The 26,139-nt window shown below is 37.2% G+C and carries 27 protein-coding genes and 1 riboswitch; of the genes, 8 read left to right on the forward strand and 19 right to left on the reverse strand.

Annotated elements, in window-relative coordinates:
* Positions 1–17: 17 nt before the first annotated feature.
* Positions 18–203, reverse strand: a complete 186-nt coding sequence (locus tag AC6EI2_RS06945) for an NAD(P)H dehydrogenase subunit NdhS (protein WP_498461625.1) — start codon at positions 201–203, stop codon at positions 18–20.
* Between the two features lie 44 nt (positions 204–247).
* Here AC6EI2_RS06945 and rimM point away from each other — a divergent pair, with 44 nt between their 5' ends.
* Together rimM and AC6EI2_RS06955 are read left to right on the forward strand one after the other, a co-directional pair.
* On the forward strand, positions 248–778 hold the full coding sequence (gene rimM / locus AC6EI2_RS06950; RefSeq protein ID WP_498461626.1) for a ribosome maturation factor RimM: 531 nt from the start codon (positions 248–250) through the stop codon (positions 776–778).
* Positions 779–830: 52 nt separating this feature from the next.
* The gene (locus tag AC6EI2_RS06955; RefSeq protein WP_498461627.1) at positions 831–2,288 is read left to right on the forward strand and encodes a mannose-1-phosphate guanylyltransferase/mannose-6-phosphate isomerase; all 1,458 of its coding nucleotides are present in this window, start codon (positions 831–833) and stop codon (positions 2,286–2,288) included.
* A gap of 64 nt (positions 2,289–2,352) precedes the next feature.
* On the opposite strand, the gene glmS is transcribed toward AC6EI2_RS06955, so the two are convergent.
* Together glmS and psaC are read right to left on the reverse strand one after the other, a co-directional pair.
* On the reverse strand, positions 2,353–4,257 hold the full coding sequence (gene glmS / locus AC6EI2_RS06960) for a glutamine--fructose-6-phosphate transaminase (isomerizing) (RefSeq protein ID WP_498461628.1): 1,905 nt from the start codon (positions 4,255–4,257) through the stop codon (positions 2,353–2,355).
* 67 nt (positions 4,258–4,324) lie between these two features.
* The gene (gene psaC / locus AC6EI2_RS06965; protein WP_011295528.1) at positions 4,325–4,570 is read right to left on the reverse strand and encodes a photosystem I iron-sulfur center protein PsaC; all 246 of its coding nucleotides are present in this window, start codon (positions 4,568–4,570) and stop codon (positions 4,325–4,327) included.
* A 194-nt stretch (positions 4,571–4,764) separates the two neighbouring features.
* On the opposite strand from psaC, the gene acpP reads away from it, so the two are divergent.
* From acpP to tkt, 3 genes are read left to right on the forward strand one after another with little or no spacing between them, the layout of a single operon-like run.
* Entirely contained in the window at positions 4,765–5,007 is a 243-nt protein-coding gene (gene acpP, locus AC6EI2_RS06970) for an acyl carrier protein (RefSeq protein WP_011295529.1), read from the forward strand.
* Positions 5,008–5,014: 7 nt separating this feature from the next.
* A complete protein-coding gene (fabF, locus tag AC6EI2_RS06975; RefSeq protein WP_498461629.1) occupies positions 5,015–6,262 on the forward strand; it encodes a beta-ketoacyl-ACP synthase II in 1,248 nt (415 codons plus the stop codon).
* A 53-nt stretch (positions 6,263–6,315) separates the two neighbouring features.
* The gene (gene tkt, locus AC6EI2_RS06980; protein ID WP_498461630.1) at positions 6,316–8,328 is read left to right on the forward strand and encodes a transketolase; all 2,013 of its coding nucleotides are present in this window, start codon (positions 6,316–6,318) and stop codon (positions 8,326–8,328) included.
* A gap of 60 nt (positions 8,329–8,388) precedes the next feature.
* Here tkt and thiC read toward each other — a convergent pair whose 3' ends face one another.
* The 5 genes from thiC to ruvB all read right to left on the reverse strand — a co-directional run bounded on the left by thiC (position 8,389) and on the right by ruvB (position 13,261).
* Entirely contained in the window at positions 8,389–9,789 is a 1,401-nt protein-coding gene (thiC, locus tag AC6EI2_RS06985) for a phosphomethylpyrimidine synthase ThiC (protein ID WP_498461631.1), read from the reverse strand.
* A 43-nt stretch (positions 9,790–9,832) separates the two neighbouring features.
* A riboswitch (TPP riboswitch) is annotated at positions 9,833–9,936 on the reverse strand.
* Positions 9,937–9,996: 60 nt separating this feature from the next.
* A complete protein-coding gene (locus AC6EI2_RS06990) occupies positions 9,997–10,218 on the reverse strand; it encodes a DUF3188 domain-containing protein (RefSeq protein ID WP_498461632.1) in 222 nt (73 codons plus the stop codon).
* Positions 10,219–10,230: 12 nt separating this feature from the next.
* Positions 10,231–11,415, reverse strand: a complete 1,185-nt coding sequence (locus AC6EI2_RS06995) for an amidohydrolase (protein WP_498461633.1) — start codon at positions 11,413–11,415, stop codon at positions 10,231–10,233.
* Positions 11,416–11,417: 2 nt separating this feature from the next.
* Positions 11,418–12,194: a tetratricopeptide repeat protein gene (locus AC6EI2_RS07000; protein ID WP_498461634.1), complete on the reverse strand. Its 777-nt coding sequence runs from the start codon at positions 12,192–12,194 to the stop codon at positions 11,418–11,420.
* Positions 12,191–13,261 (reverse strand): Holliday junction branch migration DNA helicase RuvB, encoded by a 1,071-nt coding sequence (gene ruvB, locus AC6EI2_RS07005; RefSeq protein WP_498461635.1) that lies wholly within the window; start codon positions 13,259–13,261, stop codon positions 12,191–12,193. The genes AC6EI2_RS07000 and ruvB overlap by 4 nt, the downstream gene beginning before the upstream one ends.
* A 47-nt stretch (positions 13,262–13,308) precedes the next feature.
* Here ruvB and smpB point away from each other — a divergent pair, with 47 nt between their 5' ends.
* Complete coding sequence (smpB, locus tag AC6EI2_RS07010) at positions 13,309–13,806, forward strand: SsrA-binding protein SmpB (RefSeq protein ID WP_498461636.1); 498 nt, start codon at positions 13,309–13,311, stop codon at positions 13,804–13,806.
* A 60-nt stretch (positions 13,807–13,866) separates the two neighbouring features.
* On the opposite strand, the gene AC6EI2_RS07015 is transcribed toward smpB, so the two are convergent.
* From AC6EI2_RS07015 to AC6EI2_RS07040, 6 genes are all read right to left on the reverse strand, one after another.
* Positions 13,867–14,124: a DUF8660 family protein gene (locus AC6EI2_RS07015; protein ID WP_498461637.1), complete on the reverse strand. Its 258-nt coding sequence runs from the start codon at positions 14,122–14,124 to the stop codon at positions 13,867–13,869.
* 41 nt (positions 14,125–14,165) lie between these two features.
* A complete protein-coding gene (lysS, locus tag AC6EI2_RS07020) occupies positions 14,166–15,686 on the reverse strand; it encodes a lysine--tRNA ligase (RefSeq protein WP_498461638.1) in 1,521 nt (506 codons plus the stop codon).
* A 69-nt stretch (positions 15,687–15,755) separates the two neighbouring features.
* A complete protein-coding gene (rpaB, locus tag AC6EI2_RS07025; RefSeq protein WP_413389326.1) occupies positions 15,756–16,496 on the reverse strand; it encodes a response regulator transcription factor RpaB in 741 nt (246 codons plus the stop codon).
* Between the two features lie 180 nt (positions 16,497–16,676).
* Positions 16,677–17,177 carry a hypothetical protein gene (locus AC6EI2_RS07030; RefSeq protein ID WP_498461639.1) on the reverse strand — a complete coding sequence of 167 codons (501 nt, stop codon included), beginning with the start codon at positions 17,175–17,177 and terminating at the stop codon, positions 16,677–16,679.
* Entirely contained in the window at positions 17,177–17,920 is a 744-nt protein-coding gene (gene mreC, locus AC6EI2_RS07035) for a rod shape-determining protein MreC (protein WP_498461640.1), read from the reverse strand. The genes AC6EI2_RS07030 and mreC overlap by 1 nt, the downstream gene beginning before the upstream one ends.
* Before the next feature lie 3 nt (positions 17,921–17,923).
* Positions 17,924–18,976, reverse strand: a complete 1,053-nt coding sequence (locus AC6EI2_RS07040; RefSeq protein WP_498461641.1) for a rod shape-determining protein — start codon at positions 18,974–18,976, stop codon at positions 17,924–17,926.
* A gap of 84 nt (positions 18,977–19,060) precedes the next feature.
* Here AC6EI2_RS07040 and AC6EI2_RS07045 point away from each other — a divergent pair, with 84 nt between their 5' ends.
* On the forward strand, positions 19,061–19,450 hold the full coding sequence (locus AC6EI2_RS07045) for a single-stranded DNA-binding protein (RefSeq protein WP_498461642.1): 390 nt from the start codon (positions 19,061–19,063) through the stop codon (positions 19,448–19,450).
* A 10-nt stretch (positions 19,451–19,460) separates the two neighbouring features.
* On the opposite strand, the gene AC6EI2_RS07050 is transcribed toward AC6EI2_RS07045, so the two are convergent.
* Together AC6EI2_RS07050 and ahcY are read right to left on the reverse strand one after the other, a co-directional pair.
* Positions 19,461–20,117, reverse strand: coding sequence for a DedA family protein (locus AC6EI2_RS07050; RefSeq protein ID WP_498461643.1), 657 nt, complete (start codon positions 20,115–20,117; stop codon positions 19,461–19,463).
* A gap of 23 nt (positions 20,118–20,140) precedes the next feature.
* Positions 20,141–21,535, reverse strand: a complete 1,395-nt coding sequence (ahcY, locus tag AC6EI2_RS07055) for an adenosylhomocysteinase (RefSeq protein WP_498463469.1) — start codon at positions 21,533–21,535, stop codon at positions 20,141–20,143.
* Positions 21,536–21,598: 63 nt separating this feature from the next.
* On the opposite strand from ahcY, the gene tsaE reads away from it, so the two are divergent.
* On the forward strand, positions 21,599–22,120 hold the full coding sequence (gene tsaE / locus AC6EI2_RS07060; RefSeq protein ID WP_498461644.1) for a tRNA (adenosine(37)-N6)-threonylcarbamoyltransferase complex ATPase subunit type 1 TsaE: 522 nt from the start codon (positions 21,599–21,601) through the stop codon (positions 22,118–22,120).
* On the opposite strand, the gene AC6EI2_RS07065 is transcribed toward tsaE, so the two are convergent.
* The 3 genes from AC6EI2_RS07065 to AC6EI2_RS07075 are packed head-to-tail and all read right to left on the reverse strand — an operon-like array spanning position 22,069 to position 25,987.
* Entirely contained in the window at positions 22,069–23,103 is a 1,035-nt protein-coding gene (locus AC6EI2_RS07065; protein ID WP_498461645.1) for a carbohydrate kinase family protein, read from the reverse strand. The genes tsaE and AC6EI2_RS07065 overlap by 52 nt on opposite strands.
* Positions 23,104–23,133: 30 nt before the next feature.
* Positions 23,134–24,288 carry an 8-oxo-dGTP diphosphatase MutT gene (mutT, locus tag AC6EI2_RS07070; RefSeq protein ID WP_498461646.1) on the reverse strand — a complete coding sequence of 385 codons (1,155 nt, stop codon included), beginning with the start codon at positions 24,286–24,288 and terminating at the stop codon, positions 23,134–23,136.
* A 55-nt stretch (positions 24,289–24,343) separates the two neighbouring features.
* Positions 24,344–25,987, reverse strand: a complete 1,644-nt coding sequence (locus AC6EI2_RS07075; RefSeq protein ID WP_498461647.1) for a glycosyltransferase family 4 protein — start codon at positions 25,985–25,987, stop codon at positions 24,344–24,346.
* Between the last annotated feature and the right edge of the window lie 152 nt (positions 25,988–26,139).

Consider the following 26,139-nt stretch of genomic DNA (forward strand, 5'->3'; position numbering starts at 1 on the left):
AACTGGAAAAGTATTCATTAACTTTTAACAAGATCCTTTAAAGGTAGTGTCAATAATTTATCCCAATTACCACCCTCAAAGAGCACTGCCGCTTTATTACCACTTATTCTTTGAACAAAGCCTTCGTAACCATTATAAATTGACTCTTGGTTATTAACAGTTACTGTTGTGCCAGGGAGAATAAGGTCTTTTGAATCAGTCATAATTAAAAATATTAAAATAAACTTCTAAAAGTCTACTTATCAGAATGATCGAAAAAGATAAATGGATGTCAATTGGTGAAATTGTTGCTCCGCAGGGTTTAAAAGGCGATATTCGAATCAAACCTAGCAGTGAATTTACTGAGAGGTTTACAAAACCGGGAAAACGTTGGATTCAAAAAAACAACGAATTGCCCACGGAAATTAATTTAACGAGAGGGACGCTTATTCCAGGTAAATCAATCTATGTACTCTCTATCGAAGAAGTATCTAATAGGAGTTCAGCAGAGAAAATTGTTGGATGGAAATTAGTCATACCAATAGATAGCAGACCAAAATTGAGTCAAGATGAGTACCATTATTTTGATTTGATTGGTTTAGAAGCAAGAAAAGGTGCAAAAAAGACTTTAATTGGTTATGTAACTGACTTAATCAAGGGAGGGAACGACCTCCTAGAGATAGAGTTGTTAGAAGGTAAAAAAGTTTTGGTACCTTTTGTTAAAGAAATTATCCCAGAAATAGAAATCAAAGAAAAATGGCTGCTCATCAATCCACCCCCAGGCTTATTGGAACTCTAAAAATCATTCAGATTTTTAATCAGTACTTCAAGAATGGTTTACAAAGTTCTTCATGGAAATAAATCCTAACTCAATAATTCCTGTAATTCTTAGTGGTGGATCAGGAACAAGATTGTGGCCACTTTCAAGAGAAAGTTATCCAAAGCAGTTTCTAGCACTGGATTCACGAAAAAACCAAACTCTTTTACAAAGCACTTATGAAAGGCTTCTAGGTTTAGAGGGTCTTGAAAAACCTATATTGATATGTAATGAAGATCATAGATTTATAGTTGCAGAGCAATTTAGAGAACTAAATACAACTCCCCAAGCAATCATTCTCGAACCAGAAGGTCGAAATACTGCTCCAGCGATAGCGGTGGCTGCGCTTCAAGCAATTTCTTTAGGTAAAGATCCTTTGCTTTTAATTTTGGCAGCGGATCATTTAATAGAAAATATCGATGAATTCAAAAGAGTAATTCAATCAGCAAAAACATATGCAAATAAAGGCAGACTAGTGACTTTTGGTATCATTCCAACATGCGCAGAAACAGGTTACGGTTATATTGAAGCAAAAGAATCACCTAATCAAAAAGATCAAACAACAGGACTAGAAATAAAAAAATTCATAGAAAAACCTAATAAAGAGCTAGCCGAGAAACTAATCAAAGATTCTCGTTACACTTGGAATAGTGGTATGTTTCTTTTTAAAGCGAGTTCGATAATAAAAGAATTAGAAAAATTTTCGCCAGAAATAATTAATTATTGCAAGATTGCTATTGAGAAAGATGTATTAGATCTTGATTTTCTAAGATTAGACCCAAAGTCATTTAAGAAATGTCCAAAAGTATCTCTAGATATTGCAGTAATGGAAAAAACGAAATTAGGAACGGTTCTTCCATTAAATGTTGGATGGAGTGACATAGGAAGTTGGAAATCCCTGTGGGATATCAATCAAAAAAATAATGATGGAAACTATATAAATGGGAGAATAATAGCTGAAAAAAGTAAAAACTGTTTTTTACAAAGCGAACACCGTCTTGTAATAGGAATAGGGATAGAAAATCTAATAGTTGTGGATACAAGCGACGCTATATTAGTAGCGAGTAAAGATCAATCTCAAAACATTGGAAATATCGTAAAAAGATTAAGTTCAACAGATTTTCCGGAAGGTAAAGTTCACAGAAAAATTTATAGACCCTGGGGTAATTACACTACAATAGTTGAGGGAAAAAGATGGTTAGTTAAACTGATAGAAGTAAAGCCAAAAGCCTCTCTTTCATTACAAATGCATCACCATAGAGCTGAACATTGGGTAGTAGTTAATGGAACAGCATTGATAGAAAAGAATGGGGAAAAACAACTTTTAAGTGAAAATGAAAGTACATTTATTCCTTTAGGTTGCAAACATAGATTAAGCAATCCAGGACGGATGAAGCTTGAGCTTATTGAAGTGCAAAGTGGTACTTATTTAGACGAAGATGATATTGTCCGTTTTGAAGATTCCTACGGCAGAATAAAAAAAATTAATTAATAAAAACTATAGTTTAATTATTTAAATATAGAGATTAATTAAATAAAATTATTACAAAGTAAAATCACTCTACAGTCACACTTTTTGCCAAATTCCTAGGCTGATCAACATCTAAACCTTTATGAGCGGCTATATGATAACTAAATAACTGTAGAGGTACAACAGTCAAAAGAGGGCTAACCCATTCACTAACTTTTGGAATAGCAAACAATTCATCAAACATTTCTGCTTCCGGACTACTTGTTGAGACTCCTATTAGACAAGCATCTCTAGCTTTCGCCTCTTGAGAATTACTGAGAACTTTTTCATACACCACACCTGGAGCTGCAATAGATACCACTGGAACATGTTGATCTAATAGTGCTATTGGTCCATGTTTCAGCTCCCCAGCTGGATAGCCTTGAGCATGAATGTAACTTATTTCCTTAAGTTTTAGAGCACCTTCAAGTGCAATTGGATAATTTATACCTCTACCTAAGAAAATCACATCTTTTGTTTCAACAAACATGTGTGCTATTTCCTGTGAGAGAGAGTCATGCTTTTTTATAAGTTCTGTTTGCTGTTTAGGAATCAATCTCAAATCATTGGAGAGATCCAAAATTTCTTGAGGAGTTCTTTTTTTTCTATGAGAGGCAAACAACAAAGTTAAGCCATAAAAAGACAACATTTGCCCCAGAAAGGTTTTAGTTGCTGCGACACCTATTTCGATCCCTGATCCAATATCAATGACATTTTCAAGTTCGCGACCAAATGAACTATCGACTCTGTTGGTAATTCCCAAGTGATGAAAAGAAAAATTAGCATCGCCAATTGAATCTCTTCTATCTTTTTCCATCCTTAATGCAGCTAAAGTATCTGCCGTTTCCCCCGATTGACTGACTCCTACCGTTAAAGTGTTAGGTAAAAGTGGAGGTGGAGCATACCTAAATTCACTTGCAAAAAATACCTTTGTTGGTACTCCTGAAAACTGTTCCAACAAATAAGCACCTACCATAGCTGCATGTCTGCTTGTGCCACAGGCAATTATCTGTATTTGTTCAATCTTTTCGAGGACTGTTGTTGAAATCGGGAAAGCCAATGAATTCTTCAAGGGCAAATCCATAGGCAAAAATCTATCTATCCAAAGTTGTGTTCTTTCTGGCTGTTCATAAATTTCTTTCAGCATAAAATGACGGAAATTCCCTTTATCAGCAGATAAATCTGTTCCCTCTAGAAGCGATGGTTGTCTGTGCTGCCTATTTCCCTCATCATCGTAAAGTTCAATTCCTAATGGAGTTAAAAGTGCAATTTCATGATCTTCTAATGGTAAAAATGTTCGCGTAAATTTCGCTAATGCTGGAATATCACTTGCACAAAAAAACTCACCTTCACCAAAGCCAAGAACCAAGGGTGCTTGTCCGCTAGCCACTACTAAGGCATTTGGAGCCTTTGCCCAAATCACGGCTATGGCATAAGTCCCCTCTAATAAAGTCAAAACCTTTTGAACAGCTATTAATAATGTTTGTCCATTTTGGGAAAGCCCATTAGCCAAGGACTTTTCTAATTCAAGCCCGATTAAATGTGGAATTATCTCAGTATCAGTTTCGGAGGTAAATTTAATTCCTTTGAGTTTCAGGCTTTTAGATAAATCCCTGTAATTTTCAATAATCCCATTTTGCACTACTGCAATTTGAGCTAAAGAATCAAGGTGAGGATGTGAGTTCCTCTCGTTAGGTTTACCATGAGTAGCCCATCTGGTATGGCCAATACCTACATAACCTTTGGGAGGCTTTTCTTTAATTAAATTTGCAAGATTAATCAGTTTTCCTTGGGATTTTATAATATTAAGTTTTCCAATTTGACCGTTTTTTGAACTATCAATTGTAGCTATCCCCGCGGAATCATAACCTCTATATTCAAGTTTTCTCAGCCCATCAATAAGTTTAGAAGAGGCTTCACTAGATCCAATAACAGCAAATATGCCACACATAAATTCCAATTAACTTTACAAATTATTCATATATAAAATAAAGGTAGAAGAAAAAAATAACTAATTATTAGTAGGCCAATCCCATACTTCTAGTTGTTTCATCTCCTAAGTAAACCCTAATACTGAGGAAATCAGTTGGGCAAGCAGTTTCGCACCGCTTACACCCAACGCAATCTTCAGTTCTTGGAGATGAGGCTATCTGAGAAGCTTTACAGCCGTCCCAGGGGACCATTTCAAGAACATCCAGTGGACAAGCCCTTACGCATTGGGTGCAGCCAATACAAGTGTCGTAGATTTTGACTGCGTGAGACAACTGTCTTTAGATCGTTTGTGTATGTAAAATTTTATACTCTCTATTTAATGAAACTGTGGGTTTTGATCAGTTCTGATACTTTTGGTAACAGAGCATTTATTACTATCTGTCAACTTAGGTTGTTTCTAATGCAAAAAGGTTTTTCGAAGTAGACACATTAACCCGTAGGATTAGAAGTCAGGTCTAAGAAGGTTATGTCCCAGGAAGCAATCCTTGAAAAAGTTCGTTCTATCGTCGCAGAACAACTTAGCGTTGAAGCCGGTGAAGTAAAACCGGATTCAAATTTCCAAAACGATCTCGGTGCAGACTCTCTCGACACTGTCGAATTGGTAATGGCGCTCGAAGAAGCATTTGACATAGAGATCCCTGACGAGGCTGCAGAGGGCATTGCCACTGTCGGGGATGCAGTCAAATACATAGAAGAAAAACAGTCTTGAGGTTTAAATGATGGAGAACCTCCATCGAGTTGTTATCACAGGTCTTGGTGCCATTACTCCCATTGGCAACAACATAGAGAGTTACCTTCAAGGCCTTCAATCTGGTCAAAATGGGGTAGATCAAATAACACTCTTTGACGCCTCTTCCCATGCCTGCAGATTTGCAGCAGAGGTAAAAAGTTTTGACCCAACAGGCTTACTAGAGCCAAAAGAATCCAAAAGATGGGATCGCTTCTCAAAATTTGGAGTCATTGCTGCAAAAGAAGCACTGAATCATTCAGGTTTAATAATTGACGATTCTAATTCCGCAAGAATTGGAGTAATTATTGGATCGGGAGTTGGTGGGTTGCTGACGATGGAAACTCAAGCACATGTTTTAAATAACAAAGGAGCTAGTCGAGTAAGTCCATTTACCGTGCCCATGATGATTCCAAACATGGCTACTGGTCTTGCAGCGATTGCACTTGGGGCTAAAGGGCCGAGTTCAGCGGTTTCAACTGCTTGTGCTGCAGGATCAAATGCTATTGGTGATGCATTCAGACTTCTCCAATTAGGTAAGGCAGATGCAATGGTTTGTGGAGGAGCAGAAGCAAGTATTACTCCTCTAGGTGTAGCAGGTTTCGCGAGTGCCAAAGCCCTATCATTTAGGAATGACGATCCATCCACAGCGAGCAGACCATTTGATTCTCAAAGAGATGGATTCGTAATTGGAGAAGGAGCAGGAGTACTAATTTTAGAAACTCTTGAACATGCATTAAAAAGAGACGCAACAATACATGGAGAAATAATTGGTTATGGAACCACGTGTGATGCTCATCACATCACATCACCTACACCAGGGGGAGTAGGAGGTGCAGAGGCCATCAAACTCGCATTAAATGATGGGAAAATTAATCCTGAGCAAGTCGATTACATCAATGCTCATGGAACAAGTACTCCAGCCAATGACAGCAATGAAACTTCTGCAATTAAAACTGCATTAAGGAACCATGCGTTCCAAGTCCCAACGAGCTCAACAAAGTCAATGACGGGTCATTTATTGGGGGGTTCAGGTGGCATAGAGGCCGTTGCTTGTGTTTTAGCAATAAAACATGAAATAATTCCGCCAACAATTAATTATTCCAATCCCGACCCAAATTGTGATCTTGATTATGTTCCCAACAAGGCAAGAGAAAAGAAATTAGGCGTCGTACTATCTAACTCTTTCGGGTTTGGCGGTCACAATGTCTGTCTAGCTTTTCGACAAATGATCTAATCAATGTCGTCTTAACTGTCCACTTTAAAATTTTTTCCACTCACTAATTCAAAATGGTTGCCCTGACTAATTCTCTAGACACACTATGCATCAATAGCATCAGAATGCTCGCAGTTGACGCAATTAATAAATCAAATAGCGGCCATCCAGGACTTCCTATGGGATGTGCACCGATGGGATACGCATTATGGGACAAACATCTTCGTCATAATCCAAAAAATCCGAAATGGTTTAACCGAGACAGATTCGTCCTTTCTGCAGGACATGGGTGCATGTTGTTGTATGCCCTTTTGCATTTAACAGGCTACGACTCCGTAACAATGGAGGACATAAAACAATTCCGACAATGGGGGGCAAAAACTCCTGGTCACCCAGAAACTTTCGAGACACCTGGAGTTGAAGTCACTGCAGGACCACTGGGAGCTGGAATTTCTAATGCAGTCGGACTTGCAATAGCAGAAGCGCATTTATCAGCCAAATTCAATAAGCCTGATTCAACAGTTGTAGATCATTACACATACGTAATTATGGGTGATGGATGTAATCAAGAGGGAATAGCTTCAGAGGCTTGTTCTCTCGCAGGTCATCTAAAGCTTGGGAAATTAATCGCTCTATACGACGACAACAGCATCACAATTGATGGAAGAACAGATGTATCATTCACAGAAGATGTATTAAAGAGATATGAAGCTTATGGATGGCATGTTCAAGAAATACCTGATGGAAATACAGATGTGGAGGGCATCTCTAAAGCAATAGAAAAAGCAAAATCAGTTACCGATAAACCTTCAATTATAAAGGTTACGACAACCATCGGATTTGGCTCTCCAAACAAGAGTGATACGGCTGGAATCCATGGAGCAGCTCTTGGAGAAGAAGAAGCAGAACTTACAAGGAAAGAACTTGATTGGTCATACGAACCTTTTAAAATTCCTCAAGATGTATATGACCAATACCGTCAAGCCATTGAAAGAGGTTCCCAACTTGAGTCTAAATGGAATCAAACACTTGCGGATTACAAGGCAAAATACCCTGCTGAAGCATCTGAATTTGAACGGATGCTTAGAGGGGAGCTTCCTCAAGGGTGGGATAAAGATTTGCCTACATATACAGCTGATGACAAGGGCCTTGCCACAAGAAAACACTCTCAAATATGTTTAGGTGCTCTGGGACCTAACCTTCCTGAACTTATAGGAGGTTCTGCAGATTTAACACACTCAAATTACACGGATATCAAAGGTGAAACAGGGTCTTTTCAATATGAAAGTCCTGAAAAACGTTATTTGCATTTTGGTGTCAGGGAACATGCGATGGCAGCCATTCTCAATGGTATTGCATATCACGACAGTGGTCTAATACCTTATGGTGGGACCTTCCTAGTCTTCGCAGACTATATGAGAGGCTCGATGCGTCTTTCAGCTCTCAGTGGGCTGGGGGTTATTTATGTTTTAACCCATGACTCAATAGGTGTTGGTGAAGATGGGCCAACACATCAACCAATAGAAACCATTCCCTCATTAAGAGCAATGCCAAATATGATGGTTTTCCGTCCGGGTGATGGTAATGAAACCAGTGGTGCTTATAAAATTGCCATTAAGAATCGTAAGAGACCAAGCTCTTTGTGCCTAAGTAGGCAGGGCATGGTGAATCAACAAAATTCATCAGTAGAAAAAGTTGCTTTAGGTGGATATGTACTAGAAGATTGCGATGGCAAAGCTGATCTAATACTTATTGGAACTGGAACTGAGCTTGATTTATGTGTCCAAGCAGCTAAAAAACTAACTTCAGAAGGTAAAAAAGTGCGCGTAGTTTCTATGCCATGTGTAGAGCTTTTTGAAGAACAAAGCGACAGTTATAAAGAAGAAGTCTTACCTTCTAACATCAGAAAACGCATAGTAGTTGAAGCCGCAGAAAGCTTCGGATGGCATAAATATATCGGTCTTGATGGAGATAGCGTTACTATGAGCAGCTTTGGAGCATCTGCACCAGGTGGATTATGTATGGAAAAATTTGGATTTACAGTTGAGAACGTACTAGAAAAATCTAGAAATCTACTCAACAAATAAATTAATCTTTGCAATTAGCAAACAGTTAAATTAATCCATTTAAACGAGTTAAACAAAGAACTAATTTTCTTTGTTTAACTTTAGGGGAGTTAATTCAGCTGCACCTTTTGACTTGATTTGATCGTTTAATTTATCAAGATCTTCATCTGTGATTTTTGTATTCATTGGGCAATGGTTAGGACCGCACATTGAACAAAACTCTGCTTTTTTGAAAATTTCTTCGGGCAAGGTTTCGTCATGGTATTGCTTAGCTCTCTCAGGATCCAATGACAATTCAAACTGCTTGTTCCAGTCAAATTCTTTCCTAGCCTTACTTAATTCATCATCACGATCACGCGCTTGAGATCTATGCCTTGCAACATCTGCAGCATGAGCAGCAATTTTATAAGCAATTAGACCTTCCCTAACATCCTCAGGATTTGGCAAGCCAAGATGTTCCTTGGGTGTTACGTAACAAAGCATCGCGGTCCCGTACCAACCTGCCATAGCTGCACCAATAGCACTTGAAATGTGGTCATAACCAGGTGATATATCTGTTACCAATGGACCTAGGACATAGAAAGGAGCTTCTGAACACTCCTCCATTTGCTTCCTAACATTGAATTCAATTTGATCCATCGGCACATGACCTGGCCCTTCGACCATAACTTGGACATCATGCTTCCAAGCTCGTCTAGTCAATTCACCCAAGGTTTTCAACTCAGCAAGTTGAGCTTCATCAGATGCATCATGCAAGCATCCAGGCCTTAGTGAATCGCCTAAAGAAAAAGTGCAATCATAGCGTTTAAAAATTTCGCAAATATCATCAAAACGCGTAAACAAAGGATTTTGCTTGTAGTGATAAAGCATCCATTGAGCAAGAATTCCACCACCTCGACTAACTATTCCAGTAATGCGACCTTTAACCTTAGGTAGATGTTCAATCAACAAGCCAGCATGAATAGTTTGATAATCAACACCTTGCTGACAATGCTTTTCAATGATGTGTAAAAAATCATCCTCAGTTAACCTTGAAATAGATCCGTGAACACTTTCTAAAGCTTGATAAACAGGAACTGTCCCAATAGGGATAGGGGAAGCATTTATAATTGCAGTTCGGACTTCATCTAAATTAACTCCTCCAGTGGACAGATCCATAAGGGTATCTGCGCCATATTTAACAGCAAGCTCAAGCTTTTTTAATTCTTCGCTGATATCACTTGCATTTGGGGAAGCGCCAATATTTGCGTTGACTTTACAAGTAGAGGCAATACCTATTGCCATAGGCTCTAAGTTCGTATGGTTAATATTCGCAGGGATAACCATACGACCACGCGCAACTTCTTCCATAATTAAAGTGTCTGGAAGATTTTCACGCTTTGCTACAAAAAACATTTCTTCAGTGATTTCGCCTTTGCGAGCAAAATGCATCTGAGAAACATTTTTTTTACCCTTTCTGGAAGCAACCCATGAATTCCGCATGAACTAAAAAGCTATTGAATAAAGAAAGGGAGCATTATGCGAAGATCACAATATTTCACTTTCCTTTCGCTGGTTCAAACCAGATCAGGTTCAGAGGGTGTGATCTCAGCCATACCTTGAAGTGATATGGCACCCCTAGTGATAAATACAAATTAGCTCGAAATCACCAACTAAACCCTAAAGTTTTTATAGATAAAAAATTTCTATTTAAAATTTTTGATTATTCATTTCCTTTTTAATCTCTAGAAACAACATTCGTCGTCGCCTTAATCTTCTAACTGCCCCAGTCAAAACCAATCCACTTCCAACTACTAATGCAGGTATTACTTGGATTTTATCTTTGCCCTCTCTATGTAAAAAACCAGTAATTGCTAATAAAATCAGCAAAGGTGCTGAAATTGAAATCAATGGATTACCCAATCTGTTCATAAAATTAAGACCCTATATGTTGTGAAGAGGTTTAGTAGCCATCACTATTGTTTGAGACAAAATTTTTATTCCTAATTCCAGACTTCTTTCATCCAAAGAGAAATATCCACTATGTAGTGGAGCACAACCTTGATCTCCTGCAACTCCTAATCGAAACATCGTCCCAGGTACATCCTGCAAAAAGAAAGCAAAATCTTCAGCACCTAATGAGGGATTTTCTAAATAAACAATATTTTCTGGATCAATAAAATTCTTCGCGCACTCAGATAACAAATTAGTTAATTCAGGGTCGTTATAAACTGGAGGTGCTATTGACTTAAAATTTATATTAGCTTTAGCTCCATAATTATTAACTATATTTTGAACTATTTTGTCTATCCATTGAGGTAACTTTTCATAAAGTTGGCTATCTAAACATCTTACTGTTCCATGAAGCTTAACTCTCTCAGCAATTACATTAAAAGCATTCCCTCCGGAAATTTTCCCAAAACTTATAACTACTGGTTTAAGAGCATCTAACTGTCTACTAATAGCCTCTTGAAGTTCACTGATAACTTTTGCCGCGATCCAAATTGCATCTGTGCCTTCATGGGGTCTAGCTCCATGACCTCCTTTTCCAATGATATCTATTTCCAATTCAGCGGCGGCGGCTGTAAAAGTACCACTTTTTATTCCAATTTTTCCAACTGGCAAATCTGGATAAACATGAACACCAAAGAGTGCATGAACTCCCTCAAGAACCTTTTCAGATCTCATCCAATTCGCACCAAGTGCAATCTCTTCAGCAGGTTGAAAAATTATTCTGATTCGAGAAGTTGTAAATTTATTGTTTGCTAATACTTTTGCCACTCCCAATCCGATAGAAGTATGCAGATCATGGCCGCATGCATGCATCAAGCCTTGAATTGAAGAAGAGTAATCCAAGCCAGTTCTCTCCTCGATTGGCAAAGCGTCCATATCAACTCGCAAGGCAATAACACGTCCGCTTTTTTCACCCATTTCAGCAACCACGCCTGTTTTACCAACTGCTTCTGTTACCTCCCAACCTGCTTTTCTAAGCTCCCCAGCTACAAAAGCAGCTGTTTGATATTCCTGACCACTTAATTCTGGATGAGCATGTAGATGACGTCGTGACCTAATAAAGTCAGGAAGCATCTCCTTAGACAATACTTCAATTTTTTTACCTAAATCTTTCATCTTTAATCCAACGCAAGAAATGCAATCAAATCATTTGTAGGTTTTGGAGGCCAACGGCGGATATGCAGTAACCAATCTTTATCACGGTATCTAATATCTAGTCCAGAAGCTGCAGCCCAATTACTTTCAGCTTCACCTGTGAAGCCTTTACGCCACAGAAGAGCACTTAGTGCTGCTCTAGCATCTGCAAATAAGGGATATTTACGAATTAATATTCTAATTTTTTTTTCAGCGAGTTCAAAATCACCCAATTGATAAATTGCAAGCGCCTCACTAGAGCTAGCCATAGCAATAGAATAATTGGAAGATGCAGCTTGAGAAAATAATCTCTTCGCCTCAATCCAATTCCCCATAGAGCCCATTACATTACCTAAGTTGTATAAAGCCGAAACATCTTTAGGATTCCTCTCTAAAACGTATTTGTAATCATTACTAGCGTCTTCCCAGCGCTCCAAAGCCTCTTCAGCAATTCCTCTATTCAGATAAGGGTCTAAATCTTGAGGTGAAATTTTTATGGCCATGGTTTGATCTTTTATGGCGCCCTTAGGATCACCGAGAGTAAGACGAATATTTCCTCTATTACTTAATGCAGCCGCGTCATTGGGATTGTCATTCAAATAAGAACTCCAATCTTTTTCAGCTTGAATAAAATCTCCAGTCTTACTCTCTTGAAGAGCCTTCTCGAATAAGTATTTGGGAAGCACCTTGGCTTGCGACGCAAATGGTACAAAAACAATAGAAAGAAGAAGTAAAACCTTTACAACTGATATGTTGATCATTTGTCTATTTTATTTATTGAAGTAAGAAGACAATGTTTTTCAGCCGCTGAAGTAACAACCCTTCCCCTGGCAGTTCTTTGTAAAAAACCAATTTGCATTAAATAAGGCTCAACTACAGTTTCAAGAGTGGTTGAATCCTCTCCTAGCGCAGCTGCCAATGTTTCAAGTCCTACAGGTCCGCCTTGATATTGATTAACTATCAGGCCCAGATAACTTCTATCTGTGGCATCTAATCCTCTTTGATCGACTCGATGTAGATCAAGGGCTTCATTAACAAGTTGTACATCAATAGTTTTTGAAGAGGGATGCACCTCTGCATAATCTCTTACTCTTCGTAAAAGCCTATTCGCAATTCGGGGAGTACCTCTACTCCTTCTGGCTAATTGATGAGATGCTTCTTCTGAAATTGATAAATTTATAAGGCTTGCAGATCTTTTAATTATGTTTCCAAGATCCAAGTAATTATAAAAGTCTAGTCGCTGAGTTATTCCAAAGCGATCTCGCATAGGGGAGCTCAACGAAGCGGGCTTTGTAGTGGCTCCAACCAATGTGAAAGGCGGGATTTCGATTGATCGCATCCTTGAGGAAGTACCTTTGCCTACAGTTAAATCCAACCTTCTATCCTCCATGGCTGGATACAAAAGTTCCTGAGATATGCGATTAAGTCGGTGAATCTCATCAACAAATATCAATTCACGCGGCTGCATATTGATCAATAATCCAACAATATCTCTTGGACGTTCAAGTGCTGGTGCGCTTGCAACTCTAATTTTAACTCCTAATTCCTCAGCAATAACCAAAGCCATAGTTGTTTTTCCCAATCCAGGCGGCCCATAAAGCATTAAATGATCTAATGCTTCTCCTCTCGTCAATGATGCTTTAACCGATATTGCAAGAATCTTCTTTAACTCAGATTGACCCACGAATTCATCAAAAGATTTAGGCCTAAGTGAATCTTGCCTAGATAATTTAATCTCCTCTTTTAAAAGAGAAGAACCAACTAATCTTTCCTCTCCTTTATCATTGGGAAGACGTGAATGATTAGTAATTGAAGACACAATTGCCATGAACGAAGGGTAGTGGCTTATCCATAAAAATGAGGGTAAATGGAAAAATGAGCAAAAAAAGAAAGAAAAAATCCAAAAAAATTTCCTCAGTTGATGGAAATCGTCGCTTAGCTGAAAATCGACAAGCAAGATACGAGTATGAAATCCTAGAAACACTTGAAACTGGCTTAGAGCTTCTTGGAACTGAAGTTAAGTCAATTAGAGCTGGGAAAGTAAACTTAAAAGACGGGTTTTGTTTAATTAAAAAAAATCAAATTCAACTTCATAATGTTCACATATCGCCTCATAATCGTGCCGGTAAGTTTTTCAATCACGAACCTCTAAGAATCAAAAGACTTCTTGCACATCGAAAAGAAATAAAAAAATTAAAAATAGATTTAGAAAGAAAAGGTTTAGCATTAATACCTTTAAGTCTTTACCTCAAAGGCTCATGGATAAAGTTGAAAATTGGAATAGGAAAAGGGCGAAAGCTACATGACAAAAGGGATAGAGAGAAAGTTAATGACTCGAAAAGAGATGTAGCTAATGCACTAAAACGTTTTTAAAAGGGAGAAATTTATTTATATCACCTATAAAAGATCGCTCTAAAAACAATTATTTATTCTTCAATTATCACTAACATCTAAAATAACATTATCTGGCGGAGGTGTTGGATCAGGGTCCGCAATGAGCATATGTTGTAAAACAATTTCAGGACGCTCGCTATCTCTCCATCTAATACGATAAGCAGGCATTTTTGTCCCCCTGCTTGTCGTTTGTTCAACAGGTTCCATTACCCAACCGCGTCTTGAACGCCCTTGGGGATTCCGTTTCACAACAGCATCTGCGTGCTTGAAGCGAAAACCAACTCTCTCGCCACTCATCTGAACAAAATACTTACTCGCCTATTATCCACTCTGACGGGTCACTTTCCAGTTTGTTTTAAATTTGATTCTGGTCGCAAAAGCGGAAAAGCTATGACATCTCTAATTGAAGGACTATCAGTTAATAGCATTACAAACCTATCTATCCCTATACCAAGACCTCCTGTTGGAGGCATTCCAACTTCAAGAGCATTAATAAAATCCTCGTCCAAGCTGTGAGCCTCAAGATCACCTGCCTCTTTTTGCGCCTGCTGTAACAGTAAACGTTCTTTTTGATCAATAGGGTCAATTAACTCACTAAACGCATTAGCAGTTTCTCTACCGACAATAAAAAGTTCAAACCTTTCAACTAAACCTTTCTTGGTTCTATGTTTTCTGGCTAATGGAGAAATCTCAATTGGATAATCCATCACAAATGTAGGTTGAACCAGCTTAGGCTCTACTACTTGCTCAAAAGCTTCATTTAACAGTTTCCCAACACTGTCAGCCTTTTCAGGCGCTTGAAGACCTTCTTGAATCATTGCAGCCCTGGCATCGTTGACTTTATCTCCAAACAACTCAAAATCAATTCCAGTGAATTCCTGAACTAATTGATGCATCGTGGCCCTTCTCCAAGGGGGTTTCAGATTAATTTCTTGCTCTTGATAATTAATTTTGGTCGACCCACAAATTTTCTCGCAAACTGAGGAAAGTAATTTTTCTGTCAATTCCATCATGTCAAAATAGTCTGAAAAAGCTTCATAAATTTCAACAGAAGTAAATTCCGGATTATGCCGCGTGCTAATACCTTCATTTCTAAAAATTCTTCCCAGTTCATAAACCCTTTGAAAGCCCCCCACCACAAGTCTTTTAAGATGCAATTCTGTTGCAATTCTCAAATACAAAGGTAAATCAAGGGTGTTGTGGTGAGTTATGAAAGGCCTTGCATCAGCACCACCGGCCTCTGATTGTAAAACTGGGGTCTCAATCTCGAGAAAATCTTTTTCATCTAACCATCGTCGAATTGAACTAACTAACAAAGCTCTGGTTCGAAAAGTTTTTTTTGATTGAGGATTAACAATTAAATCTAAGTATCTTTGCCTGTATCGCTTTTCAACATCGGCGAGACCATGCCATTTATCTGGTAAAGGCTGTAAAGATTTTGACAACATTGACCACTCAAAGACTTTGATAGAGAGTTCACCTCTATCAGTTCTCCTCAATATTCCACTCACTCCTATCCAATCACCAGAGTCAACAAGGGAGGTAATAATCTCAAAATTTTTCTTTGGATTTTCGCTATTTTCATTTTGATTTAACGTAGCCTTCTCTATAAATAGTTGTATTGTGCCTGTTTCATCGGCAAGGGTAAAAAAAGCGAGTTTGCCCATCACTCTTCTAGAAGTTATTCGCCCTGCAATGGACACTTCTTCTTTTTTTTCTTCGCCCTTTGGCAAGTCTGCGTATTTTTCCTGTAAAACCGAGGAAGAATGAGTAGGTCTAAAATTTAAGCCATACGGACCTTGTCCAAGGCTTTTTAGTGCTTTTGCCTTCTCAAGGCGGGTATCTCTTAATTCAGACAAGGCAATTCATACGTACGGCGGCAAAGAACGGGATAAATGCAAAACCTATCAATATTGAGCTATGAATCTCTAACTTGCAATAGCAGTTGGAAATTCTCCCATTCTTTGCGAAGCGTAGCCAATACCTCTTACAGTTAAAATCAGTTCAGGGTTTCTTGGATCAGGTTCAAGCTTGCCTCTCAAACGAGCTACGTATACATCTACAACTCTTAAATCAGCCGCTCGTCGAGGAGGGTAACCCCAAAGCTGTTCCAAAATCTCTGCTCTAGGCACAACACGGCCAGGATCACGGAATAATAATTCCAGTAAACTGAACTCTGTATAGGTAAGACCTATTCTGGCTCCGCCTCTACTGACTTGCCTTCTATTGGTGTCTACAACAAGATCACCTAGTTTCATTACTCCTTGTCCTGAAGGAACCTCTCGAGGCTCATCTACTGTCGGAGCTGGTCCAACTCTTCTCAGTATCGTCGCAATTCTTGCCTCCAACTCTTTGGGGCTAAATGGCTTAGCCAGATAATCATCAGCACCTAAATCCAAACCAGCAACTCTTTCTGAAATTGCTTCAAGAGCTGTCAAAAATATTATTGGGACACAAGACTCTGCTCTAATTCTTCTACACACTGCGAAACCGTCCATCTTGGGGAGCATGACATCAAGAACCACTAAGTCTGGTGCTTCTTTATGAAAAACCTCGAGTGCTTGCTCTCCATCCTGTGCAGATAAAACCTGGTATCCAGCAAGATTAAGCCTTGTGACCAAGACTTTCAATACTGCTGGTTCATCATCTACAACCAAAATACAGGTCATAAGATTAGCTGTTGCCGTAATGACAGGACCATCGAAATTTTGTGTCGAAAATGGCTTCTTGTTATAAGAAGATATCATCTTCAAGTCAGCTATTCAAAGCCCTTTGACTAATCTAAAAGACAGACTCCCCTCTAATAAATAATTATTTATTCTATTTTAAAAGATTTAAAATTTTTATAATTAGTTTTTTTTATAAGCCAGAAGAAGCCATGAAGAAAAAAACGGTGCAACTAATCCAGTGATAATAGCCTCAGAAATTAATATGTAAATTGACCAAGAATGAAACCAGTCATTTCTTAGAGAGCTGTATATGAAAATTTTTTGAGCCCAAAGAGAAAGGCCAACAAAGGCGGATCCAAAGATGGCCATTAAACCAATATTTAAAAAGAATTCTATTTTTTTATTATGCAATCCATATTGACTCCAAACTAAAGACAAAATAAATAAAGATGGAATATAAGAAGCGTCGCTAATTGTAAAAGAATCTAGAAAAATTCCCAACAAGATAGCAGCAATAAGTGACCTCCATCGAGAATTCTTTAGTGAAAATGGCAACAATAAAATTACAGGCCAGCATGGTTTTATTCCATTTATATTAAGCCAATAAGGAGATATTATAAAAAAAGCTGGTAAAACGATTATTGTAAAAAAGATCAATAATTTCTTATGATTTTGAGCCATTATTTTTTTATAATTTGAACCCAATCTATCGCCTCAGGTGATGCAGTTAATTGAACAATTGCATATGGAGAAGGCAATGCTTTCTCGTTAATAAATTGAACAATTCCTATTGTTAAATTTGGCGGTAATAAAGTACTTGCTGGTGATGAAGTAACAACATCTCCAATCTTCACTAAAGGATTTTTATTAAAGAAAATAAGCTTTGGTCTATTTGTACCCATTCCAGTCAAAATTCCATGGTGCTTAGTCCGATCAATCCAAACTCCTACTTGATGACCAGGATCAGTCAACAGTCTTACTCTTGAGGTAAGTGGAGTTGTGCTATCAATTAGACCAATCAAGCCACCTGGTCCTATGACCGTTTGCCCTTTCAAGATTCCATCTTGAGCGCCCTTATTAATTTCCAAAAGTTGCCACCAATTTCTTGAGGATCGCGATATGACAGCTGCCGAAATTCTTTCATCACTATTCAGCTCTTTCAAAGCAAGAGCTCTTCTTAGGCGAGTATTATCTTTCTCAAGTAATTTTAATCGCATACTTCTCTCAATATTTTCTCCTTCTTTAATCCATTCTCTTTGAGCAGTACCAGGGAGGATTGGTTTGAGTAAAATAGAGTAAAAATCTAAAAATCCTGCTCCCTTTGTCCAACGAATAGCAAACAATAAAGCTACAAACAAAAATATTACCCAAAACCTACTTTTCAAAAGCAAATGAAACCCAATATTCCTTCGGGCTTTAATCATTGTTCAATCTCTAATTACATTTCTAGCGAAATCGGGCGTATCTAAAACTCTTCGCATTGATTTAAAATCATCTAAAACCAAACCACATCCATTTACAACGCACAGCAATGGGTCCTCAGCTACGTGAGTGAAAATTCCTGTTTCATGGCTTAAAAGATCACTGATTCCTCTTACTAATGCACCCCCTCCTGCAAGCATTATCCCCCTATCAACAATGTCTGCAGCCAGTTCGGGTGGAGTCCTCTCTAGAGTTCTTTTCACAGCATCAACAATCTTATTCAAAGGCTCTGACATTGCTTCTCGTAAATCACCTGCTTTCAAATTAATTGATCGAGGCAGACCTGAAAGTAAATGCAATCCCCTTACATCTATCGATTGCGAATCAAATTCATTGGATGGAAAAGCTGATCCAATTTTAATTTTTATCTCTTCAGCAGTTCTTTCCCCGACCACTAAATTATGTATCTTCTTCAAATAAGTAGCGATTGAATCATTAATCTCATCACCGGCAACTCTTACAGATTCACTTAAAACTGTTCCACCAAGACTTAAAACAGCTACTTCGGTAGTTCCTCCCCCAATATCAACAATCATTGTTCCTATTGGCTCTGTGACTGGCAAAGAGGCTCCTATTGCAGCAGCGACAGGTTCATCAATCAAATGCACCTCTCTTGCACCAGCAAGACCAGCTTCTCGTACTGCTCTTCTCTCTACACCAGTCACTCCGCTTGGAATACCAACTACTAGTCGAGGTGCAATAATTCCGCGCCCCTCATTACACTTTTGGATAAAAGTCTTAAGCATTTGTTCCGCCGCATCAAAATCCGCTATCACACCATCACGTAGTGGCCTAACAGCGCGGATATTCCCAGGTGTTCGCCCTAACATTAATTTCGCATCATCTCCTACAGCCAAAGGGACTCCTTCTTCTAAATCCATTGCCACAACTGAAGGTTCTTGCAAGACAATTCCTTTGCCAGAAACATAAATCAAGGTATTGGCTGTACCTAAATCGATCCCGATATCACGGGAGAATTTGAAACGGTTAAAAAACACGGATTTCAATCATTTGAGCAATCATAAAGAGAGTTGAACTAAGATAAATACATTATTAGCAACCAATAAACTTCAGAGGCAAAAATGGGAATAAATTCAGTCACTCTTGTGGGCAGAGCAGGAAGAGATCCTGAAGTCAGATATTTTGAATCTGGAACAGTAGTAGCAAACCTTACTATGGCTGTAAATAGACGAAGTCGAGAGGAAGAACCAGATTGGTTTAATCTTGAAATCTGGGGAAAACAAGCGCAAGTTGCAGCCGATTATGTTAAAAAAGGGTCTTTAATAGGCGTAACTGGTAGTTTCAAATTAGATAGCTGGAAGGATCGTAATACTGGAGAAGATAGAAACAAACCAGTTGTCAGAGTTGATCGTCTTGAATTATTAGGATCAAGAAGAGATTCAGAAAATAGTAATTTTCAAAACAACAATTCTTTCAATCAACAATCAAGTAATGATGAAATTCCATTCTAAAAACATCCATTTAATTAATGATCAGTTTACGAAGAGTTTTATAAATTAAAGTTATTATTGAAACTGCTATAAATAAAAGAATTATTGTCTTAAAAATACTTGAAAAAGGACTAATCCATTTTTGAATATTTTGATAATTATCTCCAAGATAAAATCCTGTAATTGTTAAAAATAAAGTCCAGATTAAGCTCCCAGCTGTAGTCCAAATAAGAAAGGGGGTAATGGGCATTAATTCGACACCAGCTGGGACCGAGATCAAAGTCCTTATTCCAGGTACTAATCTTCCCCAGAAAACCAAAGATACGCCGTATTTATTGAACCATTTTCGACTTCGAGCAAGGTCTTGAGAATTAATACCAAGCCAACGTCCATTTTTGTCCAGCCATGTCTCAAGTCTTTCTTCATTAACTAATTTGCCAATTCCATACCAAGGCAAAGCCCCAATAACAGTTCCAATTAAACCCATCAAAACAACTGGAAAAAAATCTAATTGACCTTGAGCCACATAAAAGCCGCCAAGAGGCATTATTAATTCCGATGGAATTGGAGGGATTAGATTTTCCAAAAACATTGCTAATAATATTGCCCCATAACCAATTAACTGATTAGTCTCAACCGCATTTCCAATCCATACCGGCAACGAAGATATAAATTCTGATATTTCCATTTAGTTTTAACTATTGAAATAAATTAATATCGATATTGATCTGTCTTGTAGGGACCTGCAATTGGAACATTAATATAATCAGCTTGTTCTTGTGTTAATTTAGTTAACTTTGCTCCTATTTTATCTAAATGAAGAATAGCGACCATTTCATCTAAATGTTTCGGCAAAACATAAACTTTATTCAAATATTTAACCCCGTATTTAAATAATTCGATTTGAGCTAAAACTTGATTAGTAAAAGAATTGCTCATAACAAAACTAGGATGACCAGTAGCACATCCAAGATTTACTAATCTGCCTTCAGCTAAAAGAATTATTTTGTTACCACTTGGTAGGGTTATGTGATCAACTTGAGGTTTAATATTTTCCCATTCATAGGACTTCAAAGAGGAAACTTCGATTTCATTATCAAAATGGCCGATATTACAAACTATCGATTCATTTTTCATCCTGATTAAATGCTCATGACGAATAACCTGAAAGTTTCCAGTTGCAGTAACAAAAATATCCACATCTTCAACCACATCATCTAATCTCACGACTCTGAAACCCTCCATTGCCGCTTGGAGAGCACATATAGGGTCTATCTCAGAAATCATAACTGTCGCTCCTAGACCTCTCAGTGACTGAGCAGAACCTTTACCAACATCTCCATACCCCATAACAAGGGCCACCTTCCCAGCCACCATCACATCTGTAGCTCTTTTAATGCCATCAACCAACGATTCTCTGCAACCATAAAGATTGTCAAACTTACTTTTGGTAACAGAATCATTTACGTTAATGGCTGGAAATACAAGTTCTCCACTTTTTTCCATTTGATAAAGACGAGCAACACCAGTTGTTGTTTCCTCAGTAACACCTTTTATAAAAGATTTTGCTTTTGAATAAAAATTTGGCTCTTGAGATAGTTTTCTCTTAATAGAGGCAAATAATGCAATTTCTTCCTCATTAGATGGGTTATCGAGAACTGAGATATCTTTTTCCGCTTTGCTCCCCAAAATGAGTAATCCAGTAGCATCACCTCCATCATCAAGAATCATGTTTGCAGATTCACCATCTCTCCATTCGAAAATTTTGTGGGTGTATTCCCAATATTCATCAAGAGTTTCACCCTTCTTAGCAAATACTGGAACTCCAGAATGAGCAATAGCTGCAGCTGCATGATCTTGTGTAGAAAAAATATTGCATGAAGCCCATCTAACTTTTGCACCGAGTGCAACAAGAGTCTCAATAAGAACTCCCGTTTGAATAGTCATATGAAGACTACCCGCTATAAAAGCCCCTTGTAATGGTTTCTCGGATCCATATTTTTTTCGCAATGCCATTAAACCAGGCATCTCTGTTTCAGCGATCAAAAGTTCTTTTCTGCCAAATTTTGCTTCAGTTATATCCTTGACTACGTAATCAGGATTCATCTCAAGACTATTGAGATTTGACTTGGTTGCTGCAAACATAGGTAAAACTCTCTAAGGGAGATTGTGGAAAAAGAAAGTGAAAAACAATTCAAGGTTTTTAATTCATTTGCTCAGCAAACCAATAATTTCTGCTGGACTCTAGACAAACCTGAATCAACAATGTCAATTGGTTCAACATTAACAAAAAAATTTCCAGATCTACGCATTCTCCTTTTAAAGGGGCCTCTAGGTGCAGGGAAAACCACATTAGTTAAAGGAATTGCAAAAACCCTAAGCATTCAAGAACCTATAACTTCGCCAACTTTTCCTTTATCTCAACATTATCCTTTGGGATCCCCTCCTTTGATACATCTTGATCTATATCGAATTGAAGAGCAAAATGCGGCAAACGAATTTTTCTTACAAGAAGAAGAGGAATCTAAAGCCATTGGTGCATTGATGGTTGTTGAATGGCCAGAAAGATTATCTTTATTTCTTCCAGACGCTTGGAATGGAAAATTACAGTATTCAGCTGATAGCCAGAGTAGAATATTTCAGCTGATTCCGCCATTAGACAATGATAAAAATTTATCCATATCTTCATAATTAGGTTGTGGATCAATGGCTCCCATACCTTGGCAGACATAAGCGCCACAACCATTAGCAAAGTTGATTATTTCTCTAGCTATTTGTTCATTAATTTCTGCTAGATTAACTGATAAAAGTTTATAGATTAATCCCGCAGTAAATGCATCGCCAGCACCAGTAGTATCTACAATTTCTGGCGGGGAAATCGCCTGCGAGTTTCCATAAATATTATTCAAAAACCATGAAATAGAGTTGGGTCCATCAGTAATAACAACTGATGGAGTTTTAGGTAATGACAACGATACATCTCTTGGGTTTGATGAATCAAAAAACCATTCTGCTTCCTCTTTCGCAAGTTTTATAAGAGAAGCGTTTTTCATGATTGTATTTATTTGAATCTTTTCCTCGAGCGTCGGCTCTAATACTTTTGAAGATTTCTTACGCCAAAAGGTAGGTCGCCAATTTAAATCCAGGGCAATTTGTATTCCAGACTTCACAGCTTTTTCAATACACCATAAAAAAGCGTCGGATGAAATATCAGAGGATAGAGGAATTGTGCCAATAATTAACCATTTAGCTTTATTGGAAATAGATTGCCAATCTTTAACAATCTTTTCCTTAGAAATTGCTTGATCAGCAAATCCCAAACCCTTTTCCCCCTCAAAACCACCAAAAAATCTTTCCCCATTAACATCTCTACGAACTAAGACAATCCTGGTAGGACGCAACATGTCTACCTGTATTGCCTCTGTGTTGATTCCTCTATCAATCATCAAATCTTTAAATTTCTTACCAATCAAATCATTTCCAAGACAGCCAATAAAAGAAACACTTGCACCCAGTCGACTCAATGCACATGCAACGTTTGCAGGAGCTCCTCCAAAACAATCAGTTACTGGTTTATCAAAAGACGGATCCCCGCCAAGAGGTCCAAGACGATCAATTAAAGCCTCTCCAAGCGAAATCACCCTTGAAGTTTTCATTTCGTCTGAATTATCCATAAAAATGTTTTTCTTAAAAGTATCAAGAATTCATAGGTTTTTCTTTTCAATACCTAGATGATTAAGTAATGCAAAAATAATTTTTGAGTTAGCAGCTGGGAAAGGGAATTCAAATAATCTAGTAGGGTCAACCCACAGTAACTTTTGACTTGCTAGCGGTCTTGGTTTCCCAGAACAAAATTCACATATGTGTACTGTAAAATTAAATTTTTTATGACTATAAGCATGCTCGAAAGATATTAACTTTTCACCAACTTCAATATTTATGCCGATTTCCTCCATAACTTCTCTTTTAATAGTTTTTTCAATAGATTCATCTAACTCTTTTTTACCCCCTGGAAACTCCCACATCCCTCCCATACTTGTACTTTCTAGACGCTGATCAATAAGTATTTTGCCAGCTTTATTAAAGATAATAGCAATGCCAATTTCTTGAAAAGGAATACCCTTTTTCATCTCTTTTTTTGGAAAATCAATAGGATCATATTTTAAAAAAGCAAGGCAATGATTTTGTATTGGACAAAAAGAACATTTAGGATTTTTAACTGTACAAACTAATGCTCCTAAATCCATCAAAGCCTGATTGAAATCTCTAGGATTCTCATAGGGAACTAATTGCTCACTTAAACTCCATAATATTTTAATATTTTTGATAGGTGATATATCAGCTGCAATTAATCTAGAAAGAATTCTTTTAACATTGCCGTCAAGAATTGGAAAAGGTAAATCGAAAGCTGAGGAAAGAATACTACCAGCTGTAGTTCTTCCGACTCCTGGAAGTTGCATCCATTGATCCAAATCAACCGGCCAAAAAGAAACATCAGAACTACTATTAATACCAATTAAATTTAATAATAATTTTGAGGATTTATGAATTCTTTTTGCTCTTGAATAATAACCAAGCCCCTGCCAAACCAGAAGAACTTCTTGTTCATCTGCCTCTGCTAATGCTACTAAACTTGGAAAAGTCATCATCCATTTTTGCCAATATCGAACTGCTACCTTTACTTGGGTTTGCTGAAGCATTACCTCAGCAATCCAAACACCATAAGGAGAGATGTGCTCACCGATATTAGGTCTAGAACCATCTTCTTTAAGTTTCCATGGTATTCGAAGACGGCCATTAGCAAAAAACCATATCAATAAATCTTTTTGAATATCATGAACATGAGCAATGAACTCCATTTTTGAATTAAATTTCTACGTTCATTCAAGAAATAAAAATATTTAAATTTTTATTTCAACTAGTTTGAATTTCAACAACATCAAATTTGTTCATCCAGGCTACAGCTCTAATTAAACGAGTAGAATTAATCTCTTTTAAATTACTCTTTAAAGAGGAAACTGTAATAATTTTATTACTTATTTCATCTACAAGTTGCAGCAAAAATTTTTGATCAGGCATTGTATAATTAGAATAATTTACAATAAATAATTTATTTATTGTATTTATTTTATTCTTAGTCAATTCAATACTTTTATCTTTCAGTTTTAATTTTGATTGATCTGTTATCGAAAAAGTAGGATAAGAAGAAAAAGCATAAAAAGGATCTAATCTTGCCGCCCATTGATAGCCAAAGCTTTCTGACTTAATTCTTCTACTTATAAGCTCTTCCCATAAATTTTGATAACGTATAATAATTTTATTCCAATCAAATTCTTCTGAAACTCTTGCTTGACCATTTCGAGCCATCTCAGCTCTTAACTTATCATTAGTAATAAGTTTATAAAAAGATTTCCTTAAGCATTCATCACTAACTGATATAGAGTTAGAAATATTTCCTATGTACATGTCATAATTATCAACATCTAAAGCATATCTAACAGCAAAATCTATTCCATTGCCACTCTCAGGCATAAATGTTGGGATACAATAACCATCAACTCCATCTCTAATTGTATCCTTATATCCATTCCAATCAGAAACAATAACTGGTAAACCAGATGCCATTGCTTCAATGGGTGTAATCCCAAAAGTCTCCTGGATATTATCTGATAAAGAACAGAATATATCAGCAGCAGCATAGGCTTTCAACTTATCATTATTACTCCCTCCATTAATACGAATGATATTTATGCTTGGACATAAAGACTCAGATGCTTTATAAAATGCTTCTTTAATACCCTCATTGGGATACATTCCACATTCAATTAAAACTATCTTTCGCTTGGCTATCCTTGCAACCTCTTCTAAAGATTTATACATCTGAAAAGGATTAGATTTAGCATGAAAGGATAATCTACCCATATATAATATAGCAATCTCATTATTGGTAATATTTAACTCAGTTTTGGCATTATTCTTGTCCTCTTTTGTAAACTTAAACTCAGACGAATCTATTCCTAAAGGGATAATAGGCAATTGAGGTCTTGTAAAGTTCGAGGCTTTAAGTTTATACCTTAAATTCTCCTCTTCGACTTCAAAGATTTTAATTATATTAGATCTAGCTGCTTTGCTCGTACAAATCAAAGCATCCCATGGATAAACAGGTGAGGTAACTAAACTTTGAATTGATTCCATTATATTTGCGCTACATATCGTATGGGTTATACCACAAATACTCCAAGCATTATTTTTATAAAAAGAGCGTCTTTTTGATTGGAAAGATATATCCGGACCAGGGTAAAACAGCATCCCTGGCTCTCCCAATGCTGCAGTATTTTGAAAATCAATAAACTTAACTTCTTCTTTTCTTCCATTTTCCCTAGCAAACTTACAAAAATCTTCAGCTCCACTCTTCTTACTTGAATACACCCAAAATTGTGAATCTTTTGTGTATTTAAAATATGCTTTTAAAAAAGAATTTCCAGCAACTTGTCTTCCCATAATTTTCTTTTTACCTAACCTATAGCCATCAGATTCATAATAAATAGCAGATACCATTATATTATTAGAGTAGAGTAGAGTAGGGTAGGAATTATTCTAACCCTACTAATTAGAAATACAATATGTTTATTAAATGAATACGATAAGTTAAATTATCATATTCATTTAGCTCTAATTACTGACTAAGAAGCCATAAATCAAACTAATAC

Source organism: Prochlorococcus sp. MIT2302, from assembly GCF_059772385.1.

What these genes read in the sequence shown, in the direction of transcription:
- AC6EI2_RS07075 (WP_498461647.1), bottom strand. Translation starts at nt 25,987, where the DNA reads ATGGTATCTGCTATTTATTATGAATCTGATGGCTATAGGTTAGGTAAA.
- AC6EI2_RS07045 (WP_498461642.1), top strand. Translation starts at nt 19,061, where the DNA reads ATGGGAATAAATTCAGTCACTCTTGTGGGCAGAGCAGGAAGAGATCCT.
- AC6EI2_RS07015 (WP_498461637.1), bottom strand. Translation starts at nt 14,124, where the DNA reads ATGAGTGGCGAGAGAGTTGGTTTTCGCTTCAAGCACGCAGATGCTGTT.
- fabF (WP_498461629.1), top strand. Translation starts at nt 5,015, where the DNA reads ATGATGGAGAACCTCCATCGAGTTGTTATCACAGGTCTTGGTGCCATT.
- tkt (WP_498461630.1), top strand. Translation starts at nt 6,316, where the DNA reads ATGGTTGCCCTGACTAATTCTCTAGACACACTATGCATCAATAGCATC.
- AC6EI2_RS06945 (WP_498461625.1), bottom strand. Translation starts at nt 203, where the DNA reads ATGACTGATTCAAAAGACCTTATTCTCCCTGGCACAACAGTAACTGTT.
- smpB (WP_498461636.1), top strand. Translation starts at nt 13,309, where the DNA reads ATGAGCAAAAAAAGAAAGAAAAAATCCAAAAAAATTTCCTCAGTTGAT.
- AC6EI2_RS06990 (WP_498461632.1), bottom strand. Translation starts at nt 10,218, where the DNA reads ATGAACAGATTGGGTAATCCATTGATTTCAATTTCAGCACCTTTGCTG.
- AC6EI2_RS07065 (WP_498461645.1), bottom strand. Translation starts at nt 23,103, where the DNA reads ATGGATAATTCAGACGAAATGAAAACTTCAAGGGTGATTTCGCTTGGA.
- ahcY (WP_498463469.1), bottom strand. Translation starts at nt 21,535, where the DNA reads ATGAATCCTGATTACGTAGTCAAGGATATAACTGAAGCAAAATTTGGC.
- mreC (WP_498461640.1), bottom strand. Translation starts at nt 17,920, where the DNA reads ATGATTAAAGCCCGAAGGAATATTGGGTTTCATTTGCTTTTGAAAAGT.
- rimM (WP_498461626.1), top strand. Translation starts at nt 248, where the DNA reads ATGATCGAAAAAGATAAATGGATGTCAATTGGTGAAATTGTTGCTCCG.
- acpP (WP_011295529.1), top strand. Translation starts at nt 4,765, where the DNA reads ATGTCCCAGGAAGCAATCCTTGAAAAAGTTCGTTCTATCGTCGCAGAA.
- AC6EI2_RS07050 (WP_498461643.1), bottom strand. Translation starts at nt 20,117, where the DNA reads ATGGAAATATCAGAATTTATATCTTCGTTGCCGGTATGGATTGGAAAT.
- rpaB (WP_413389326.1), bottom strand. Translation starts at nt 16,496, where the DNA reads ATGACCTGTATTTTGGTTGTAGATGATGAACCAGCAGTATTGAAAGTC.
- AC6EI2_RS07000 (WP_498461634.1), bottom strand. Translation starts at nt 12,194, where the DNA reads ATGATCAACATATCAGTTGTAAAGGTTTTACTTCTTCTTTCTATTGTT.
- mutT (WP_498461646.1), bottom strand. Translation starts at nt 24,288, where the DNA reads ATGGAGTTCATTGCTCATGTTCATGATATTCAAAAAGATTTATTGATA.
- glmS (WP_498461628.1), bottom strand. Translation starts at nt 4,257, where the DNA reads ATGTGTGGCATATTTGCTGTTATTGGATCTAGTGAAGCCTCTTCTAAA.
- thiC (WP_498461631.1), bottom strand. Translation starts at nt 9,789, where the DNA reads ATGCGGAATTCATGGGTTGCTTCCAGAAAGGGTAAAAAAAATGTTTCT.
- AC6EI2_RS06995 (WP_498461633.1), bottom strand. Translation starts at nt 11,415, where the DNA reads ATGAAAGATTTAGGTAAAAAAATTGAAGTATTGTCTAAGGAGATGCTT.
- ruvB (WP_498461635.1), bottom strand. Translation starts at nt 13,261, where the DNA reads ATGGCAATTGTGTCTTCAATTACTAATCATTCACGTCTTCCCAATGAT.
- AC6EI2_RS06955 (WP_498461627.1), top strand. Translation starts at nt 831, where the DNA reads ATGGAAATAAATCCTAACTCAATAATTCCTGTAATTCTTAGTGGTGGA.
- AC6EI2_RS07030 (WP_498461639.1), bottom strand. Translation starts at nt 17,177, where the DNA reads ATGGCTCAAAATCATAAGAAATTATTGATCTTTTTTACAATAATCGTT.